Origin of the sequence: Pedobacter sp. SG908 (assembly GCF_011759615.1) — a bacterium.
Lineage (GTDB): Bacteria > Bacteroidota > Bacteroidia > Sphingobacteriales > Sphingobacteriaceae > Pedobacter > Pedobacter riviphilus.
In genome coordinates, this window is the sequence record NZ_JAAOYY010000002.1 from 1138308 (window position 1) to 1158523 (window position 20216).

Below are 20216 nucleotides of genomic sequence, written 5' to 3' on the forward strand. Positions count from 1 at the left end.
AATTTTAAAGCTTATAAAATATTTCGGACATTTATAGTTTATATTTACAGCGTTTATTCAAACTAATTGGGTTTAATAGCCAAAGATGGACAGTATTAATATTAAGAAGTTAGCAGAAGCATTAAATTTATCTACTTCTACAATTTCGAGGGCTTTTAGGGATAATAGTGACATTAACGGTGCTACCAAAGAGCGTATATTAGCCAAGGCGAAAGAATTAAACTATCAGCCCAACCATTACGCCAGTAATTTAAGGGAGCAAAAAAGCAAAACCATTGCGGTTATTGTACCCGAACTGGCCAACAACTATTTTTCGCAGGCCATTCACGGTATTGAGCGGGTAGCCAGGGAAAACGGTTATCATATTCTGATTTACGTAACAGATGATGAATATAAAAAGGAAGTAACTTTCATTCGCCACTTACATAATGGTAGGGCCGATGGCATTATCATGTCGGTTTCCGGAGAAGCCAACGATCATAATTACCTTAATAAATTTGGCAGTAAAAGATTACCGCTGGTATTTTTCGACCGGATTTATGAAGATATTGATACGCCAAGGGTAATTACCAATGATTATAACAGCAGTTTTCTGGCTACAGAACATTTAATAGAGCAGGGCTGCAATAGAATTGCCTACCTGGTGGTTAATAAAAGTTTATCAATAGGTAAAACCCGTATGCAGGGCTATCTTGATGCATTGGCTAAACACCAGATTCCTTTTGAAGAAAACCTGGTGATAGATTGCAGCAACAGTTACGAAGAAAATAGCATTATCATTAAAGAGGCTTTAACGCAATTAAAGCCCGATGGTGTTTTTACCTCGGTAGAACGTTTGGCCTTTGCTACTTATTATGCTTGTTACGATCTCAAGATCAACATCCCAAAAGATTTAAAAGTGATCAGTTTTTCCAGTTTGGAAATTGCTCCCTTGTTAAATCCTTCACTCACCACCATTACCCAACCAGCCACCGAAATAGGAGAGGAAGCGGCTAAATTATTGTTTACTATTTTAGATAATCATGCCGATAAAAATCTGCCAAACGAGGTGGTTTTAGTGTCTAAAATTATCAAGCGGAATTCAACCGCAAATGGCTAAAAAAAGGCTCAAAAAACGAGCTTGTTTTTCGCCTGAAATTTTCAAAAAATTTCTTCACTTAGTGTAAAATACGCAGAATTTTGATCAATTTTCGGGAACGTTCCCGAAAATTGACCGAATTTTGATTCAATTTTTTCGGGAACGTTCCCGAAAAAAGCGTTAAAAATGGCTTAGTGTAATAATTACACTTTAAATTTAAATTTAACATTTTTAATATGTTGATTATCAATTAATTAAAAAATTAACAATTATTTAATATAGATTTTTACATACAAGAAAAAGCTAAATTTTATGCTGATTTTCTTGCCGATATTTTAGCCCGAAATATATTTTTTAAATAAATTTTGAAATATCATTAACAGCTGTAAATTAGACCTGTGTGTAAATCACTATAATATTTAACCAAATTTTTATACTTAAACGAGCTTCAAATATGAGAGTATTTTACCTGTTAAAACAGGGGCTTTTGGTGCTGTTAGTTTTTTCAGCATTAATGGTAAAAGCACAAACCGGATCGGTATCTGGTAAAGTGCTTGATGAAACCGGCCTGCCATTACCTGGCGCTTCTGTAGTTGTAAAAGGAACAACAAGAAGTACATCAACCGATGCTGATGGTAATTATAAACTAGCAGGTTTATCGAATGGTTCGATAACACTGTCTGTAAGTTTTATCGGTTATCAAACCCTTGACAAAGCCGTAAGCATTTCAGGAAATGCTACTGTTAATTTTCAATTGGTGCCTGACGCACAAAAACTGAATGAGGTAGTGGTAATCGGTTATGGTACTGCAGAAAAGAAAAACTTAACCGGATCAATCACTACAGTAGGTGCCAAAGATTTTCAAAAAGGAACGATTACAACGCCTGAACAATTAATTCAAGGTAAGGTAGCAGGGGTTAACATTATTAGCAGTAGCGGCCAGCCAGGGGTTGGTAGTCAGATCCGTATCCGTGGAGGAGCTTCTTTAAATGCCAGTAACGATCCTTTAATTGTTATAGACGGAGTGCCTTTCAGTGGAAAATCAATTGATAACGCACCTAGTCCCCTATCGTTGATCAACCCGAATGATATAGAGACTTTTACCGTGTTGAAGGATGCAAATGCTACAGCAATTTATGGTTCGAGAGCATCCAATGGCGTAATCTTAATTACCACTAAAAAGGGGGGTACAGGTGCGCCTGTAATTAATTTCAGTACCAATAATTCTGTTGCAACCATTGCAAAAAAGGTAGATGTGCTCTCGGCAGATCAAATTCGTACTTTTGTAAATGCCAATCCAACCGCTGCCTATGATGCAGGCAAAACATTTGTTTCGCTTTTAGGAAAAGCAAATACTGATTGGCAAGATGAAATCTTTCAAAATGCCTTTGCTACTGATAATAATCTCAGTATTGCAGGTAAATTTCATGGGGTTCCCTATCGTGTATCTGCAGGTTACTTAGATCAGCAAGGTTTGTTAATTACCGATAGGTTTAACAGGGCTACAGGAGCCATTACGATTTCTCCAAGATTATTCACCGATCACTTAAAAATCGATTTAAGCCTGAAAGGGACATTAACCGAATCTCACTTTGCGAATGATAACAATAATGCCATCGCCAATGCGATCCAATTTGATCCAACGCAATCGGTTACCGCAAATAATCAATTTGGAAATTATTTCGAATGGCTAAGAGCAGATGGAACCTTAAATCCTAATGCACCAAGAAATCCGGTAGCGCAGATTATGTTAAGAAATAATAATGGAAACGCTGCCCGAAGCTTTGGAAATGTAAGATTCGACTATTCTTTCCATTTTTTACCAGAATTACATGCTAACTTAAATTTAGGTTACGACGTTTCTAAGGGAGCTGGACGTATTTTTGTTCCAGCATTTGCTGCTACAAGCTTTTCAACTAACGGATCTTCTACTCAATCGCTGAATACATCCAACAATAAAGTATCAGAGTTTTATTTAAACTATGCCAAAGATGTAACTAGCATCAGAAGCCGTTTTGACGTAACTGCTGGTTATGGTTATTATGATAATGCTAAAACAAACTATAGCTTTAACGAATATAGTGCAACAGGTGTGTTAAGAACAACACCTAAGTTTCCATTCTCTGTTGACCGTAACAAATTGTTATCCTACTACGGAAGGTTGGTTTACACTTTAGCCGATAAATATATCCTTTCGGGAACCATGCGTGCAGATGCATCATCAAGGTTTGCTGCCGAAAATCGTTGGGGTTATTTCCCTTCGGTTGGTTTTACCTGGAGAATTGCAGGCGAAAACTTCTTAAAGGAAAGTAAGGCTGTTTCTGATTTAAAACTGCGGTTAAGTTATGGTGAAACCGGTAATAAAGATGGGGATACCGTTGGTGATTATAGTTATTTGGCCAAATATTATTCCAATAGTAATACGGGCCAGTACCAGATTGGTGATACTTTTTACGATTATTATGCACCTTCTGCCTACGATCCGGATTTAAAATGGGAAACCACAACAACCTATAATGCTGGTTTAGATTATGGCTTTTTCAAAGGAAGAATCTACGGTGCAATAGACGTTTATTATAAAAAAACAAAAGATTTATTGGCTACTGTGAACATTCCTGTAGGAACAAACTTTAACAATAATCTGATTACCAATGTGGGTAATATGGATGTAAGAGGAGCGGAGTTTAGCTTGAATTTTGCAGCGATCAAAACAGAAAACATTTCATGGGATTTTGGCTTTAATGCCGCTTATAACAAAAGAAAGGTAACCAATTTAACCCTAAATCCTGATCCTGGAAGTAAGCAAGGTGCTGGTGATATTTCTGGTGGAACAGGGATTACCATTAAATACAATGCTGTAAATCAGCTTCCTGGTGCCTTCTTTGTTTACAAACAGGTATATAATAGTGCCGGAAAGCCATTGGAAGGCGTATATGAAGATTCAAATGGCGATGGTGTGGTTAACTCAAGCGATCAGTATTTTTATAAGTCGCCTGATCCTAAAATTACCTTGGGATTCAACACGGCCTTCAGTTATAAAAAATGGACCATTAGTACCGTATTGAGAGCTAACCTAGGCAATTATGTTTATGATAACGTTTCATCGAACTTTGGTATCAAAAACAATATTCTTAGTGCTGCGGGCTTAATTAACAATGCTGGTGTAGATTTCTTAAACACCAACTTCACAACAAGTCAGTATTTAAGTGATTACTACGTTAAAAATGCTTCATTCTTAAAAATGGATAACCTTGGCCTGGCTTACGATGCCGGTAAGTTATTTAAAAATAGCAATACCAATTTAAGAATTACGGCCAACTGCCAGAATGTGTTCGTAATCTCTAAATATAAAGGGATAGATCCTGAGTTAACAGATGGTATCGACTTTAAGTTATATCCAAGACCAAGGACATACACTTTAGGTTTAAATGTTGGTTTTTAATAAAGATAAAGAGAAATGAAAAATTCGTTTAAAATAATATTGGCAACCACAGGTTTATTACTTTCTTTAAATTCTTGTAAGAAAGATGCCTTAAATTTAAAGCCTACGAATGATGTAACTGCCGATGTGGTATATGCTACGCCTGCAGGGTATAAACAAGAACTGGTAAAATTGTACGCTACCTATGCATTAACCAGTCCAACAGGGTCAGATAATAGTGATATTGGTGGCCTGAATGCCGGATTTGCAGATTTCTTCAGGTTATTCTGGACTTCCCAGGAGCTGGTAACCGATGAAGCAATTTGTGCCTGGGGAGATACAGGTATTCCTGAATTAGATTATGCTACCTGGAATACTGATAACCAATTTTTAAGAGGTTTATATTCTAAAAGCATTCTGCAAATCACCATTTGCAATGAGTTTCTTCGCGAAAGTACACCAGAGAAGCTGGCAAGTCGCAATATTACTGGTGCCGATGTTTCAGCTATTCAACGCTACCGTGCCGAAGCCCGTTTCTTAAGGGCATTTCAGTATTGGGTTTTATTAGATGGTTTCGGAAATCCCCCTTTTGTAACGGAAGAGGACGCAATTGGCAAAACCAATCCTAAGCAAATTCAAAGAGCAGCTTTATTTGCTTATGTAGAATCAGAATTAAAAGCCATTGAAGGCGATTTGGCTGATCCTCGTACTAACGATTATGGTCGTGCAGATAAAGCCGCAGACTGGGCATTGTTAGCCAGATTATATTTGAATGCTCAGGTTTACACCGGAACAGCAAAATATACTGAAGCTATTACTTATTCGACTAAGGTTATCAACTCTGGTTATTCATTAAAAGCCAATTACAAAGATTTATTTTTGGCAGATAATAACTTAAATAATACAGAAAACATTTTAACCATCAATTACGATGGTGTAAGAGGAACAAACTACGGTGGAACTACCTTTTTAATTAATGCTGCAATTAATGCCGACATGAGCCCTGCATCATATGGAGTACCTTCAGGTGGTTGGGGTGGTAACAGAACCCGCCAGAACTTACCTGCATTATTTCCTGATCCTAATGGAACGGCAGATAAACGCGGTATATTTTTTGGCACAAAAAGCAATGTAGACGATATTGGTGTATTTACAGACGGATTAAGAGTAACCAAATTTAAAAATATTACCTCTGGAGGTGTTACACCCGCATCGTTAAACGGAACGTTCAGTTCATTAGATTTTGCATTATTCCGTTTAGCAGAACAATACTTAATTTACGGTGAAGCCGTAATGCGTGGTGGCTCGGGCGGAAGTACTGCCCAAGCACTTACCTATGTCAATAACTTACGCCGCCGTGCTTATGGTAACAACAGTGGAGATGTAAGTACCCTATCGGTAGATTTCTTTTTAGACGAGCGTGCCCGTGAACTGTATTGGGAAGCACACCGTCGTACCGATCTAATCCGTTATGGCAAATTTGCTGGGGCTACTTATTTATGGCCATTCAAAGGTGGGGTTAAAGCAGGAGCAAGTTTACCTGCTTACCGTAACTTATATCCAATTCCAACGGCAGATTTAATTGCTAATCCGAATTTGGTTCAAAACACAGGTTATTAATCTTAATATTTTATAAAGATGAAATCAATATTCTTTAAATCCTTAGCCTTTAGCTTTATCGCGCTATCGCTATGGTCATGCAAAAAAGACGAAACCCGTGCCATAGCCAATGCAGGTACCGGAGGTTCTTTAAAAAGTTCGGCTACGTCTGTGGTCTTAGACAAAAGCATGCTCACTACCAATGTGATTACTTTTACCTTAACCAATGCTAATTTTGGTTATCAGGCGGCTGTAACCAACACTTTACAGCTATCTCCTAAAGGGGCAAACTTTGCAGCAGATAAAACAAAAGAAGTAATTATTGATGCGAATGTGACCACTAAAAGTTACAATGGATTGGATTTTAATAATCTACTGCTTTCTTTAAATTTATCTACTGCTGTAAATTCTGATGTAGAAATCAGGGTAAAAGCAGCCATCTCTAATGCGGTAGCTCCGGTTTACAGCAATGTGGTTTCTATAAGTGCAAAGCCATTCCCTTTAACTTCCTGGGTATACGTGCCTGGAGCATATCAGGGATGGAATCCGGCAACAGCCGATAGCTTAGTTTCTATCACCGGAAATGGTATTTATACCGGAATTATTAAGTTCGATGGTGGTAATTTTAAAGTTACTCCAGCCAAGAAATGGGATCTGGCTTATGGCGATGCCGGAGGTGGTAAACTCAGCACTTCAGGTGGCGATATCAGTTCCGTTTCGGCAGGCTTTAAACTGCTAACTGTCGATCTTAATACAAATGTCTACACCATTGCCAATGCAGATTACTGGTCAATTATTGGTAATGCAATTCCTGGAAGTAACTGGTCTGTTGATACCGATCTTAGTCCGGTAAATGATGGCAAAAATACATGGATTGGAACAGTTGCTTTAACTCCTGGTGCCTTTAAGTTCAGAAGAAATCACGATTGGGGAACCAATATTGGTGATAATGGTGCAGATATTAATGTTACTGTCGCTGGTACATATAAGCTAACCTTAACACTTAATGCCGATGGTAAAACAGGTGCTTACACCATGGTTAAAATTTAATCATTAACTAAACTATTCCTGTAGGGATCTTTTGATCTCTACAGGATTTTTAAAAACATCAAAAAGTTTTAGCATGATAAAATCTCCTGCCCCTGCTACGTTTCTTTCCGTTATTCATTCTCCTTTTAATGCTCAAACTAAAATCCACGTAAATGTACGGGGATTTAAAAAAATGCTGGTTATCATTACTGTACTGTTTAGCAGTATCAATCTCTTTGCCCAAAAGCTAGAGCGTATAGAACCGATGTTCTGGTTTACAGGGATGCAAAATCCTAAGTTGCAATTGCTGGTTCATGGCGAAAATATTGCTTCAAGCTCGGTTTCATTAACTTATCCAGGCGTAAAATTCGTAAAGGTTAATAAAGTTGAAAACCCGAATTATTTATTTCTCGATTTAACACTTGCCGCTACAGTAAAATCCGGAAGTTTCCCAATTAATTTTTCTGTAAATGGCAAAAAGATACTCAGTTATACCTACGAACTAAAAAACCGCGATAAAAGTGCGGGCAGAATTCAGGGTGTAACCAACAAAGATTTTATTTATTTGCTCATGCCCGATCGTTTTTCGAACGGTGATAAAAGCAACGATGTGGTTCAGGGCTTGACCGAAACTGCATTAAACCGCGATAGTATGTACTACCGTCATGGTGGAGATATACAAGGTGTAATTAATCACCTTGATTACCTGAAGGATTTAGGCGTAACTACCGTTTGGATGACACCAGAGGTAGAAAACGATATGCCACAGGCTTCTTACCATGGCTACGCGGTAACCGATCACTATAAAATAGACCCGCGGTATGGAACAAATGCACTTTACAAAAAGTATGTAGAGATTGCCCATGCCAAAGGATTAAAAGTGATTAAAGATATTGTACACAACCACATTGGTACCCAGCACTGGTTTTATAAAGATTTGCCAATGAAAAGCTGGTTAAACCAATGGCCAAAATATACGCAAACGAGTTACCGCGATCAGACCGTGATGGATATCCACGCTTCTGCTGCCGACCGCAAACAGATGTTAGATGGTTGGTTTGTGCCTTCAATGCCCGATTTAAACCAAACCAATCCATACGTGCAGAATTACCTGACCCAAAATCACATCTGGTGGATCGAATACGCTGGTATTGATGGTTTACGTTTGGATACTTACGGATATAACGATCCGGTTTATATGGCCGATTGGGCTTTAAAAGTTCAGGCAGAATTTCCGCATTTATCTGTTTTTGGCGAAACATTGGTAACCGCAGTGGCGAACCAGGCTTTTTTTACTGGTGGCAATACGGTTAACCGCGGTTTTGATACCCATTTGCAAGGCATTACCGATGCTACTTTAAAAGATGCGATTTACGAAGGAATAAATGGCAAAAATGGTTGGGTAGACGGAATTAATCGGTTATATGCCACCTTAGCGCACGATTTTCTTTATAAAAATCCAAATACCAACTGCATCTTTTTAGATAACCATGATATGAGCCGCTTTTACTCGATGGTTGGCGAAGATTTCGATAAATATAAAATGGGAATGAGCATCCTGTTAACCATGCGTGGCATTCCTGAAATGTATTATGGAACAGAAATTTTAATGAAAAACTTTTCCAATCCAGATGGACTGATCCGTTCTGATTTTCCAGGTGGTTGGGAGGGTGACAAAAAAGATAAATTTATTGCCGATGGACGCACCAACAAAGAGAATGAGGCTTTTAATTTTGTTAAAACCTTAGCCAATTTCCGCAAAAGCAGTGCTGCACTACAAACCGGTAAATTGATGCAGTTTGTGCCGCAAGATGATATTTATGTTTATTTCCGCTACAATACAGAACCAAAAGGCACCGTAATGGTTATTGTAAACAATACAGAAAAAGAAAAAACATTAAACACCGATCGCTTTGCCGAAAGAACAACAGGAATTACAACTGCTAAAAATGTAATTACGGGTGAAACGATCACTTTTTCTAACATTAAAATACCTGCTAAAACAACACTGGTGCTGGAGTTAAGGTAGTAAAGAGAAAAACAAAAAGACTAAAGCTGCGGGATGTCTTGATACTTGATTCTCGCGACTTGATACTAAAATATATGACGAAGATGCAAGAAAATCTCAAATCTCAGATCTCAGATCCAAAATCTCAAATAAAGGCCTGTCTCTTCGATTTAGACGGTGTACTTGTAGATACTGCAGTTTATCATTATAAAGCCTGGAAACGCTTGGCCAATACCATGGGTTTCGATTTTACAGAAGAACAGAACGAACAGTTGAAAGGCGTTAGTCGCGTAGAAAGTTTAAATAAGATTCTCGCCTGGGGTGGAGTAGATAAAACCGATGCCGAAAAAGAAGAGCTTGCTAGCTTAAAAAACAGCTGGTATGTAGAGATGATTACTAAAATGACACCGGCCGAAGTTTTACCGGGAACGGTTGATTTCTTAACAGCGATTCACAAAGCCGGTTACAAATTGGCCTTGGGCTCGGCAAGTAAAAACTCGGGAATTATTTTAGAAAAAACTGATCTTGCTCATTTCTTCGACGAAATAGTTGATGGAAACATGGTCACCAAATCAAAACCCGATCCTGAAGTATTTTTAAAAGGAGCCGAACTTTTAGGTTTTGCACCTAATGAATGTGTGGTTTTTGAAGATGCTGTTGCTGGCGTAGAAGCCGCAAAAAGAGGTGGCATGAAAGCCATCGGTATAGGCGAAAAAAGCGTGCTTAGCCAGGCAGATGTGGTAGTAAGCGGATTAGACAAATTAACAGTTAAAGACTTAGAAGAGTTGTAAAAGAGTAGCTAGTATTAAGTAGTAAGTATCAAAAAGTAAATTTATCTTGATACATGATACTAATTACTTGATACTAGTTACTCGCTACTTGATACTAAATATGAAAAATTACATTAAAGCAGATGAGTGGAATATTATCGAAGAAGGCTTTGATCCACATTTAAATAAAATTTCGGAAAGTATTTTTAGTTTGGGTAATGGCCGTATGGGTCAGCGCGCCAATTTCGAAGAAACTTATACGGGAGAAACCCTACTAGGGAATTACGTTGCAGGTGTTTATTATCCAGATAAAACCCGTGTGGGATGGTGGAAAAACGGGTATCCAGAATATTTCGCAAAAGTATTGAATGCTGCAAATTGGGTAGGTATTGAAGTAAAGTTAGATGATGAAATTCTTGATTTAGCAACAGCGGAGGTAAGTGATTTTAAACGTGTGCTGAACATGCGCGGAGGATATTTAGAGCGGACCTTTACGGCGAAATTAAAAAGCGGTAAAACCCTAAATGTTAAATCAACCCGTTTTTGTAGCATCGCTGATGATGAAGTTGGTGCCATCCGTTATAGTATTACGCCATTAAATTTCGATGGTAGATTAACATTAATGCCTTTTATTGATGGCGATGTTAAAAATCAGGACAGCAACTACGACGAAAAATTCTGGGATAAAATTGCAGATGAAATTTCTGGAATGGAAGCTTACCTTAAACTAAGGACAAAGAAAACAGAGTTTGAAGTTTGTACAGGGAGTAATATCGAACTGTATAAAAATGCGGAGAAATTAAATATCAGCCCGGATGCAGTTCGAAAAGAGAAATTTGTTGGACAAACTTTTTCTCTTGATGTTAAAGCACATGAAGAGATCACTTTGGTTAAAATCGCAGCGAATTTATCTTCAGAAAATTACCCAAAAGAATCACTTTTAAAAGAAACAAAATCGGTAATTGCTAAAGCATCTGCGAAGGGCTTTGATACTTTATTAAAAGAGCAAACTGAAGCTTGGGCTACCAAGTGGGAAGAAAGCGATATTATTATTGAAGGTGATGTTTCGGCTCAACAGGCTATCCGCTTTAATATTTTTCAGCTTTTTCAAACCTATACTGGTAAAGATGATCGATTGAACATTGGTCCGAAGGGTTTTACCGGAGAAAAATATGGCGGATCAACTTATTGGGATACTGAGGCCTATTGTGTGCCGTTTTATCTGGCAACTGCTCCGCAGGAAGTAAGTAAAAACCTGTTGGTGTATCGCCATAAACAATTGGGTAAAGCAATCGAAAATGCTGCGAAACTAGGCTTTTCAGCTGGTGCAGCGTTATATCCAATGGTAACGATGAACGGCGAAGAATGCCATAACGAGTGGGAAATTACTTTCGAAGAAATCCACCGTAATGGCGCCATTGCCTTTGCCATTTTTAATTATATCCGTTATACTGGAGATGAAAGTTATCTTTCTGATTTCGGTTTAGAGGTATTGATCGGTATTGCCCGTTTCTGGAAACAACGGGTAAACTGGAGCAACGATAAGCAGCAATACGTAATGCTTGGCGTAACGGGGCCAAATGAATACGAAAATAACGTAAATAACAATTGGTACACGAATATTCTGGCTACATGGTGTATGAAATATGCAACCGAAGCAGCCGAAATTGTCAAAATACAGCGGCCTGAAAAATACCATAGTCTGTTAAAAAACTTAAATTTCGATCAAAAGGAATTTACTGATTGGGCCGATATCATCGAGAAAATGTATTATCCACAAGATGAAAAACTGGGCATTTTCTTACAACAGGATGGATATCTAGATAAGGAACAAACTTTAGTAAAAGATCTGCCTGCAAGCGAAAGACCGATTAACCAAAAATGGAGCTGGGACAGGATTTTACGTTCGTGTTTTATTAAGCAAGCCGATGTTTTACAAGGTTTATATTTCTTTGAAGAAAATTACGATCTGGATACATTAAAACGCAATTTCGATTTTTATGAGCCTCGTACTGTACACGAAAGTTCATTGTCGCCTTGTGTACATAGTATTTTGGCCGCTAAATTAAACGACGAGGCCCGTGCTTACGAATTTTATTTGCGTACTGCCCGTTTAGACTTGGATGATTATAACAACGATACCGAAGATGGTTTGCACATCACTTCTATGGCCGGCACCTGGATGAGCGTGGTAGAAGGCTTTGCAGGCATGCGAGTACGCGATGGTAAATTGCAGTTTAATCCTTTCTTGCCGGGCAAATGGAAGTCTTTTTCATTTACCATCGGCTTCAGGGGAGCTACCTTAAAGGTTAATATTACCGAAAGCGGTATCAGTATTAAAAACAATGCAGCCATTGATTTAGAAATCGGTATCAGAAACCAGCTTTATAAATTGGCCGGAAATACCGAAATTGAAGTAAATAACGCAGAGTTGGTATGAGAAAGGTAGAGGGTTTAAAGGTTGAGGGTAGAGGGTTGAAATCTCAATCTTCCATAACTGGAAAAACCTTTTCAGCCCTATTTTTCTCCCCCTTAGGAGGGGGTAGGGGGAGGACCTGCATATTTTATGTTTTCTTTTTACTTATTTCATTATCATCTTTTGCACAAAAACAGCGTACAAAAATGAACGATAAACAGATCGTTATTTATCAGTTATTGCCCCGCTTATTTGGGAATAAAAACAACACAAATATTCCTTACGGAACCATCGAACAAAATGGTGCCGGTAAGTTTAACGATATTACCGAAAAAGCTTTAGATGGCATAAAAGAACTCCATGTAAATTATGTTTGGTATACGGGTGTACTTGCCCATGCGAGCTTAACCGATTATGCTGCCTATGGAATTAAACCTGATGATGCCGATGTGGTAAAGGGTAGAGCGGGTTCGCCTTATGCCATCCGCGATTATTACGATGTAGATCCCGATCTGGCTGTTGATGTTAAAAACAGAATGAAAGAGTTTGAAGCACTTGTGAAAAGAACACATGCTAAAAACTTAAAAGTGCTGATCGATTTTGTTCCCAATCATGTTGCCAGAAGCTATCATTCTTATGCAAAACCAAAAAATGCATTCGATTTTGGCGCCAAAGACGATGTGAGCAAAGCTTTTAGTCCTAAAAATGATTTTTATTACATTCCAGGGCAACATTTTGTGGTTCCTGCTGGTGGACAGAAAACGCCACTTTCGACAATTCAGGATGATCAGTTTAATGAAACCCCCGCCAAGGCTACAGGGAATAATGTTTTCTCCGCCACTCCTAAGTACGACGATTGGTACGAAACCATTAAGTTGAATTATGGTGTAGATTATCAGAGCGGTGAAAAACAATATTTTGATCCCATTCCACCGGTTTGGCTAAAAATGCGTGATATTTTAACCTACTGGACCAATAAAGGGGTAGATGGCTTTAGATGTGATATGGCCGAAATGGTGCCTATTGCTTTTTGGAACTGGGTCATTCCACAGGTTAAAAAAGTGAATCCTGATTTAATTTTTATCGGAGAAGCCTACAACCCAAAAGTTTACAAGCAATATTTAGATGAAGGCAAATTCGATTACCTCTACGATAAAGTGGGTTTATACGATGGACTTAAAAAACTGGTCAGAAATGAACCAACTGCAGATGTAGCGGCGATTAAACACGCGTGGCAGGTAGAGTGTGCGGGTTTTGGCAATCGCATGTTGCGCTTTTTAGAAAACCATGATGAAGAACGAATTGCATCGGCCGGATTTGCGGGCAGTGCTGAACTGGCTTTACCAGCGATGGTGGTTTCGGCAACATTGGGCTCAGGGCCGGTGATGCTTTATTTTGGTCAGGAAGTTGGCGAGCCGGGAAAAGGACGAGAAGGATTTGGCGGCGACGACAACAGAACCACTATTTTCGATTATTGGGGTGTTCCAAGCCATCAGAAATGGATGAATAATGGTGCTTTTGACGGTAAACAATTAACTGAAAATGAACAGAAACTACGTGCTTATTATCAACAGTTATTAAAAGTTACTTCAACAAGCGATGCGGTAATAAATGGTGAGATTTATGAGGTGCCCGCTGCTGGGAATATGAATAAGCGTATGTATGCTTTTATCCGTTACTCTGGCAAACAACGTTTATTGGTAGTGGCCAATTTTGATCGGACACAAACCTTAACCGCCAATATCGAAATCCCTGATCAGATTTTGAAAGTTAAACATTCATCTCCGGTTACAGATCTGTTAACAGATAGAAAATTAAATATCCCGGCAGGAACAAGTATACCTGTAACCCTTACGCCCGTTAGCGCACAGGTGATTGAATTTTAAGATAAAAAAATGAATTAACCGCAATGAACGTTAAGTGCTTCGCAAAGTAAGCAGAGATCTGATTTCAATTTCCGCTTTGCGCCTCTTTGCTTCTTTGCTCTGTGCCCTTTGCGGTTAAAAACTAAACCAAATACAATGAGCTTAAAAACAGTATTCGAGAACCCGAAATTAACACTCGTACAGATTATCAACATGAGCGTTGGTTTTTTTGGTATCCAGTTCGGTTGGGATTTACAGCGTGCCAACATGGGCCGCATTTACGAAAACCTTGGTGCCAATCCAGATCAGGTTCCGTTATTGTTTTTAGCCGCACCCTTAACAGGTTTATTGGTACAACCAATCATTGGTTACCTGAGCGACCGTACCTGGCATCCAAAATGGGGCAGAAGAAGGCCTTATTTTATGATTGGCGCCATTGTGAGCAGTATAGCGCTGATTTTTATGCCGCATAGCAGTGCTTTATGGATGGCTGCGGGATTACTCTGGATTTTAGATGTTTTCGGCAACATTGCAATGGAACCTTTCCGCGCTTTTGTTACCGATAAATTACCCGATAGCCAGGTTAACCGGGGGTTTATTATGCAGAGTATGATGATTGGCTTAGGTGGGAGTGTGGCCTCGGCCTTACCGTGGATTATGAACAATGTATTCCACTTAACCAATACCGCAGAACAAGGGAGTATTCCAGAAAACGTAAAATTTTCTTTTTATATCGGTGCTTTTTTCTTCTTCGCCGCCGTGTTATGGACGGTTTTTACCACTAAAGAATATCCACCTCAAGATGTAGATTTTAAAGAAAAAGTAAAAGAAAGCAATAAAGGTTTTGGCGGTGGTGCAAGGGAAATTTTTTCTGCCCTGAGGAATATGCCTAAAAGAATGCAGATTGTTTCTTTGGTTCAGTTTTTTACCTGGCCAGGTTTGTTTTTAATGTGGTTCTATTATACTACGGCTGTTGCTGTTAATGTTTTTGGTGGTAAAGATGCTGCTGATCCGGTTTATGCACAGGGAGCAGATTTTGGTAGTTTAACACTCGCTTATTACAGCGTAATTACTTTTCTATTTGCACTGGTGTTACCAAAAATTGCCGATGCATTGGGACGCAAAACCACACATGCCCTTTGTTTAATCTGCGGGGCCATCGGTTTAATCAGCGTGGCCTGGGTGCATGATAAAAACATGTTGTATCTGTGTATGACGGGCGTAGGTATTGCCTGGGCGAGCATACTCTCTATGCCTTATGCCATGTTGAGCGGATCTTTACCCAAAGATAAAATCGGGATCTACATGGGCATTTTCAACTTTTTTATTGTATTGCCAGAGATTATTGCCTCCTTAGGCTTCGGTTGGTTGATGCGTAATGTACTCCATAACGATAGGCTTTTGGCAGTTCAACTGGGCGGAGGCTTAATGATTTTAGCTGCTGTAATCTGTTATGTATTTATTCGCGAACCAAAGAAAACAGACGAAGTCTTGGCTTCTAAACTTGGGTTAGAAGAAAATAGATCAGTTTAATAAATCCATAGTTATTCCGTGGTCTGTGTCCCCACAGACCACTAACATTTCGGTTTGTGGGGACACAAACCGAGGAGATAAACTGTGCCTGTAAATCATAAATCCCTAGCCAAATGAAAAAAATAATTTATCTATTGCTATTGATAGTAGCGTTTAATAGCGCCTGTAAAAAAGCATCTACAGATGGTGGCATAGAGCCAACGCCAACCAATCAAACAGCAGCTTTACCTGCCGGAGCCAAAGATGGAGCAGTATTTATCAATAACGGAACATCGGTTATTGTAACACTTTATGCACCCGGTAAAAAATCGGTATCGTTGATCGGTGAATTTAACGATTGGTCTACGACTACTTTACCTATGAAAAATACACCTGATGGAAGTTATTGGTGGATTCAGATAGATAACTTAAACCCAAATACAGAATATGCCTATCAGTTTTATGTAGATGGAAACTTAAAAGTTGCAGATCCTTATTGCGAGAAAGTACTCGATCCGGATAATGATAAATACATTACTGCAGCAACGTATCCAAATTTAAAAGTCTATCCAACAGGTAAAACAACAGGAATTGTAAGTGTAATGCAAGCTAATCAGCCACTTTATACTTGGAAAAATGCCAGCTTTTCCCGTCCCACTAAAGATAACCTGGTCATTTACGAATTGCTCATCCGCGATTTTACCGCCGATCATAATTATACATCAACCTTGGCCAAACTCGATTATTTAACGGGTTTGGGCATAAACGCAATTGAGTTAATGCCCGTAAACGAATTTGAAGGTAATTTAAGCTGGGGCTACAATCCTTCATTTTATTTTGCACCCGATAAATATTATGGTACCAAAACGGCTTTGCAAAACTTTATTGACGAATGCCATGGCCGCGGCATTGCCGTAATTATGGATATGGTATTAAATCATTCTTTTGGGCAATCGCCTATGGTGCAATTGTATTTCGATGGCTCAAAACCTACTGCAAATAGTCCATGGTTTAATGTTGATGCCAAACATCCTTTTAATGTGGGTTACGATTTTAACCATGAAAGCCAAGCCACCAAAAAATTCTCGAAAGATGTAATGAAATTTTGGATGCAGCAATACAAAATTGATGGTTTCCGTTTCGACCTTTCCAAAGGGTTTACCCAGAAATCGTCGACCGATGATGCACAGTTTAGACTTTATGATGCAAGCCGCATTGCGATCTGGAAAGACTATAATGGTTATATCAAGAGTATCGATCCTAATTTTTATGTGATTTTAGAACACTTTGCCGAAGAATCGGAAGAAAAAGTTTTGGCCGATGATGGTATGATGCTTTGGAACAACCTGAATTACAACATGAACGAGGCAACCATGGGTTGGTTAGATAATTCTAATTTTCAATGGGGTTTTTATGCCAATCATGGGTTTGCCAAGTCAGAGAACTTGGTTGGATATAGCGAAAGTCACGACGAGGAGCGGTTAAACTTTAAGAATATTACCTATGGAAATGCTTCAGGTAGTTATGTAATTAAAGGAAATTTAGCCACCTCATTAAAAAGGGAAGAATTGGCAGCTGCATTTTTATTTAGTATCCCTGGTCCGAAAATGATCTGGCAATTTGGCGAGCTTGGTTACGATATCAACATCGATTTTAATGGAAGAACGGGTGAAAAACCGATTAAATGGGATTATTATACAGATCCAAACCGTAAAGCTTTGTACGATGCTTATGCCAGATTGATCAGGTTGAAAAAGAACAACAGTATTTTTAATTCAACAAACTCAACCTATAGTCTTGCCGGAGGAGTCAAATACATTAAATTAACAGAAGGAGCAAATACGGTTGTAGTAGTAGGCAATTTTGATGTAGTAAATCAAACCGCTAATATCGATTTCGGATCGGCCGGTGCCTGGGTTGATGCGATAGGAAGCAGCATTAACCTTTCATCAAATAGCTATAACAGAACTTTAGCACCGGGAGAATATCACATTTTTAGTAAGGCAGCTTTAAAGTAAAAATCTGTAGGCAATAATCTTGTTGTTTTTAGTTAATATTGTGATAACAACTAACAGGTTAATGAGCAGTAAACTAACGCATCACTTATTATGGGAACGGTTACGGGTTGGCGATAAAGATGCGTTTTTTGATCTGTATGCAGCACTTTATTACCCACTTGTTAATTTCGGTATCAGGGTTTGTGCCGATGCCGATACTGCCAGTGAAGCTACAGATCTTGTTTTTAACACCATTTGGGAGAAACACGAAAGCTTAACCCGTGTTGATCATGTTGAAGCCTATCTGCGGACCTTTCTTAAGCGCAAATTGCTCAGAATATTAGAAAGAAAGCGTAAAATTAACGATGCGCTTTTTAATGCCGGGGCCGATGGCGATTGGATGGAAATGAGTTATGAAGAGTTTATTGTTAAGGTGCAAAGCGACGAACTGGTGCAGCATCAGCTCAAAAATGCATTGGAAAAACTCACCTTTAAGCAAAAACAGCTCATCCATTTAAAATTTTTTGAAGGTTTAAGCTATGAGCAGATTGCCGAACAAAGCAACCAGACGATAAAAACGGCATATAATACCATTTACGATGCGCTTAAAATCCTGAGAAAAGAATTTAATACATAAAATTATTTACGAAGTTTAATTGCAGCAGTGAAAGAACTTCGTAAATCTTGATGAATAACCTGTCTTAAAACTTCCAAAGCCTCCCTTACGCTCAATCTCTTTATAACTTCTCATTTGGACAGAAAATATGCGTTAACGATAGAAGCGGCATCCTTTTGGTGTCATCCTGAGCCGAGTCGAAGGAAAGCCAAAAGATACAGCGGATAGCGTGTTAAAACGGCCAAAAATAAACAGTACTTAAATCTACTAAGGGTCTTTTTATTTCCATAGTTTACCAGCTGTGGATAATTGAGAGTTTTTATATTTTTGAAACGAACATTCCTGTCTCCGTAGGTGCTGTAGTCCCGTTATCCACTCCAATCTTTTTATTGCAGATAAACGGCATAGTTAAATATTGTTTTAAGCAATAAAAAGGATTTTCGTTACTACCGGGTTTAGAAATAGGAGGCTTTGTGCTTCTGATACCTGTTCTGCACCCTGCAACCCCAAATAGTAAGACAGCCTACGCCACCTAAACCTGATAGCAGCGGACATCGAACGCAGTGAGATAAAGCGGATAGCAGGACTATCAAACCCAAATGCTGCTGTAATTGCTTTCCCAAAAAAACTTGCAATTATTTAAGTAATAAAAATATCTGCCCTACCCTTTAGAACCTTTGAAAATACTATTCCTGCAAATTAAATTTCTTCATTGTGTTCTCATTCAGGCACATATTCCGCTATATTAAAAAAAAGTTAAAATTTTCTTAGGAAAAAGTAAAGCTTTTGGGCACTGATATATAAAAGGCAAATGATAATGGTTGATAGAAGTAAATTCAATGCAGAAGATTTTCTTGTCGATAGCACTTTCCAGCAATATTGTGCCGGGACTGATAAGCTTTGCATTGGATATTGGGAAAAGTACATTAATGCCCACCCCGAGCAGGCTGCAGTAATTGCAGAAGCAAAAAAACTTTACGTGATATTGAGCGGGAATAAACGCCCATTAAATAAACAGACCGAGATTTTAAGGGGAAGTATGTTTCCTGAAGAAAAAGTGGCTAAACTGAACCGTTATTTATGGCTTAAAATTGCCGCAGCATTAGTTTTAGTGCTTGGTTCAGTGCTGGTTTATAACACATACATTAAGCACAACAATACAGGAAATGCTGCACAGGAGGTTTATAGCTTTACTACAAAAAGCGGAGAGCGTAAAAAAATTAAGCTTCAAGATGGAACAACAGTACTCTTAAATGCCAAAAGCACTTTATCGGTTACAAAAGGTTTTAATGATCAATACAGAGAAGTTACCTTAACAGGCGAGGCTTTTTTTGATGTGGCTCACGATAAAAACAAACCTTTTAAAGTGCGTACAACCGATTTTAATATCAATGTACTGGGTACTGCTTTTAATGTAAAGGCTTATCCCGATGAAACAACTTCAGAAGCCACTTTAATCCGTGGCCTAATTACAATGGAAGGGGTAAATGGTAACGGTGGGACCATTACCTTAAAACCAAGCGAGAAAGTTACTTTTTACAAGAGTGTTGCTCAGCAGCAGAAAAGTAAATTACTTAAGCATGCCACCTTACAGCCCGAAATTACTATTAACCATTACACAAAGATTAAAGACAGCACCATTGTAGAAACAGCCTGGACACAGAACCGGATCGAAATTTACGATCAGGATTTTGATGAGATTAAGAATGTTTTAGAAAAATGGTATAACGTCGAAATTAAATTTACAGATCCTTCGATAGAAAAATACCGTTTTACGGCAACCATTACAAACGAAAGCATTGAAGAAGTTTTACATGCTTTAAAAGCAGCTGAAAATAATTTTAAATATGAGATAAAAGGAAAACAGGTAACCATCTCGAAATAGGAAGAAAAAGGACGGTGTTG

General features: G+C 38.5%; 12 protein-coding genes. All 12 read left to right on the top strand.

Annotated elements, in window-relative coordinates:
- The first annotated feature begins 85 nt into the window (after positions 1–85).
- A complete protein-coding gene (locus FHT21_RS19930; RefSeq protein WP_167296463.1) occupies positions 86–1099 on the top strand; it encodes a LacI family DNA-binding transcriptional regulator in 1014 nt (337 codons plus the stop codon).
- Between the two features lie 433 nt (positions 1100–1532).
- Complete coding sequence (locus FHT21_RS19935; protein WP_167296464.1) at positions 1533–4520, top strand: SusC/RagA family TonB-linked outer membrane protein; 2988 nt, start codon at positions 1533–1535, stop codon at positions 4518–4520.
- A gap of 15 nt (positions 4521–4535) precedes the next feature.
- A complete protein-coding gene (locus tag FHT21_RS19940; RefSeq protein WP_167296465.1) occupies positions 4536–6119 on the top strand; it encodes a RagB/SusD family nutrient uptake outer membrane protein in 1584 nt (527 codons plus the stop codon).
- Between the two features lie 18 nt (positions 6120–6137).
- Entirely contained in the window at positions 6138–7148 is a 1011-nt protein-coding gene (locus FHT21_RS19945; protein ID WP_167296466.1) for a SusE domain-containing protein, read from the top strand.
- A gap of 73 nt (positions 7149–7221) precedes the next feature.
- Entirely contained in the window at positions 7222–9156 is a 1935-nt protein-coding gene (locus FHT21_RS19950) for a glycoside hydrolase family 13 protein (RefSeq protein ID WP_167296467.1), read from the top strand.
- 83 nt (positions 9157–9239) lie between these two features.
- Entirely contained in the window at positions 9240–9926 is a 687-nt protein-coding gene (pgmB, locus tag FHT21_RS19955) for a beta-phosphoglucomutase (RefSeq protein WP_167296468.1), read from the top strand.
- Between the two features lie 100 nt (positions 9927–10026).
- On the top strand, positions 10027–12345 hold the full coding sequence (locus tag FHT21_RS19960; RefSeq protein WP_167296469.1) for a glycoside hydrolase family 65 protein: 2319 nt from the start codon (positions 10027–10029) through the stop codon (positions 12343–12345).
- Positions 12346–12527: 182 nt separating this feature from the next.
- The gene (locus FHT21_RS19965) at positions 12528–14207 is read left to right on the top strand and encodes an alpha-amylase family protein (RefSeq protein ID WP_167296470.1); all 1680 of its coding nucleotides are present in this window, start codon (positions 12528–12530) and stop codon (positions 14205–14207) included.
- A 135-nt stretch (positions 14208–14342) separates the two neighbouring features.
- The gene (locus FHT21_RS19970) at positions 14343–15719 is read left to right on the top strand and encodes an MFS transporter (protein WP_167296471.1); all 1377 of its coding nucleotides are present in this window, start codon (positions 14343–14345) and stop codon (positions 15717–15719) included.
- Between the two features lie 113 nt (positions 15720–15832).
- Positions 15833–17716, top strand: a complete 1884-nt coding sequence (locus FHT21_RS19975; protein ID WP_167296472.1) for an alpha-amylase family glycosyl hydrolase — start codon at positions 15833–15835, stop codon at positions 17714–17716.
- A 61-nt stretch (positions 17717–17777) separates the two neighbouring features.
- The gene (locus FHT21_RS19980) at positions 17778–18332 is read left to right on the top strand and encodes a sigma factor-like helix-turn-helix DNA-binding protein (protein WP_167296473.1); all 555 of its coding nucleotides are present in this window, start codon (positions 17778–17780) and stop codon (positions 18330–18332) included.
- A gap of 796 nt (positions 18333–19128) precedes the next feature.
- On the top strand, positions 19129–20196 hold the full coding sequence (locus tag FHT21_RS19985) for a FecR family protein (RefSeq protein ID WP_167296474.1): 1068 nt from the start codon (positions 19129–19131) through the stop codon (positions 20194–20196).
- The last annotated feature ends 20 nt before the right edge of the window (positions 20197–20216 follow it).

What these genes read in the sequence shown, in the direction of transcription:
- FHT21_RS19930 (WP_167296463.1), top strand. Translation starts at nt 86, where the DNA reads ATGGACAGTATTAATATTAAGAAGTTAGCAGAAGCATTAAATTTATCT.
- FHT21_RS19935 (WP_167296464.1), top strand. Translation starts at nt 1,533, where the DNA reads ATGAGAGTATTTTACCTGTTAAAACAGGGGCTTTTGGTGCTGTTAGTT.
- FHT21_RS19940 (WP_167296465.1), top strand. Translation starts at nt 4,536, where the DNA reads ATGAAAAATTCGTTTAAAATAATATTGGCAACCACAGGTTTATTACTT.
- FHT21_RS19945 (WP_167296466.1), top strand. Translation starts at nt 6,138, where the DNA reads ATGAAATCAATATTCTTTAAATCCTTAGCCTTTAGCTTTATCGCGCTA.
- FHT21_RS19950 (WP_167296467.1), top strand. Translation starts at nt 7,222, where the DNA reads ATGATAAAATCTCCTGCCCCTGCTACGTTTCTTTCCGTTATTCATTCT.
- pgmB (WP_167296468.1), top strand. Translation starts at nt 9,240, where the DNA reads ATGCAAGAAAATCTCAAATCTCAGATCTCAGATCCAAAATCTCAAATA.
- FHT21_RS19960 (WP_167296469.1), top strand. Translation starts at nt 10,027, where the DNA reads ATGAAAAATTACATTAAAGCAGATGAGTGGAATATTATCGAAGAAGGC.
- FHT21_RS19965 (WP_167296470.1), top strand. Translation starts at nt 12,528, where the DNA reads ATGAACGATAAACAGATCGTTATTTATCAGTTATTGCCCCGCTTATTT.
- FHT21_RS19970 (WP_167296471.1), top strand. Translation starts at nt 14,343, where the DNA reads ATGAGCTTAAAAACAGTATTCGAGAACCCGAAATTAACACTCGTACAG.
- FHT21_RS19975 (WP_167296472.1), top strand. Translation starts at nt 15,833, where the DNA reads ATGAAAAAAATAATTTATCTATTGCTATTGATAGTAGCGTTTAATAGC.
- FHT21_RS19980 (WP_167296473.1), top strand. Translation starts at nt 17,778, where the DNA reads ATGAGCAGTAAACTAACGCATCACTTATTATGGGAACGGTTACGGGTT.
- FHT21_RS19985 (WP_167296474.1), top strand. Translation starts at nt 19,129, where the DNA reads ATGGTTGATAGAAGTAAATTCAATGCAGAAGATTTTCTTGTCGATAGC.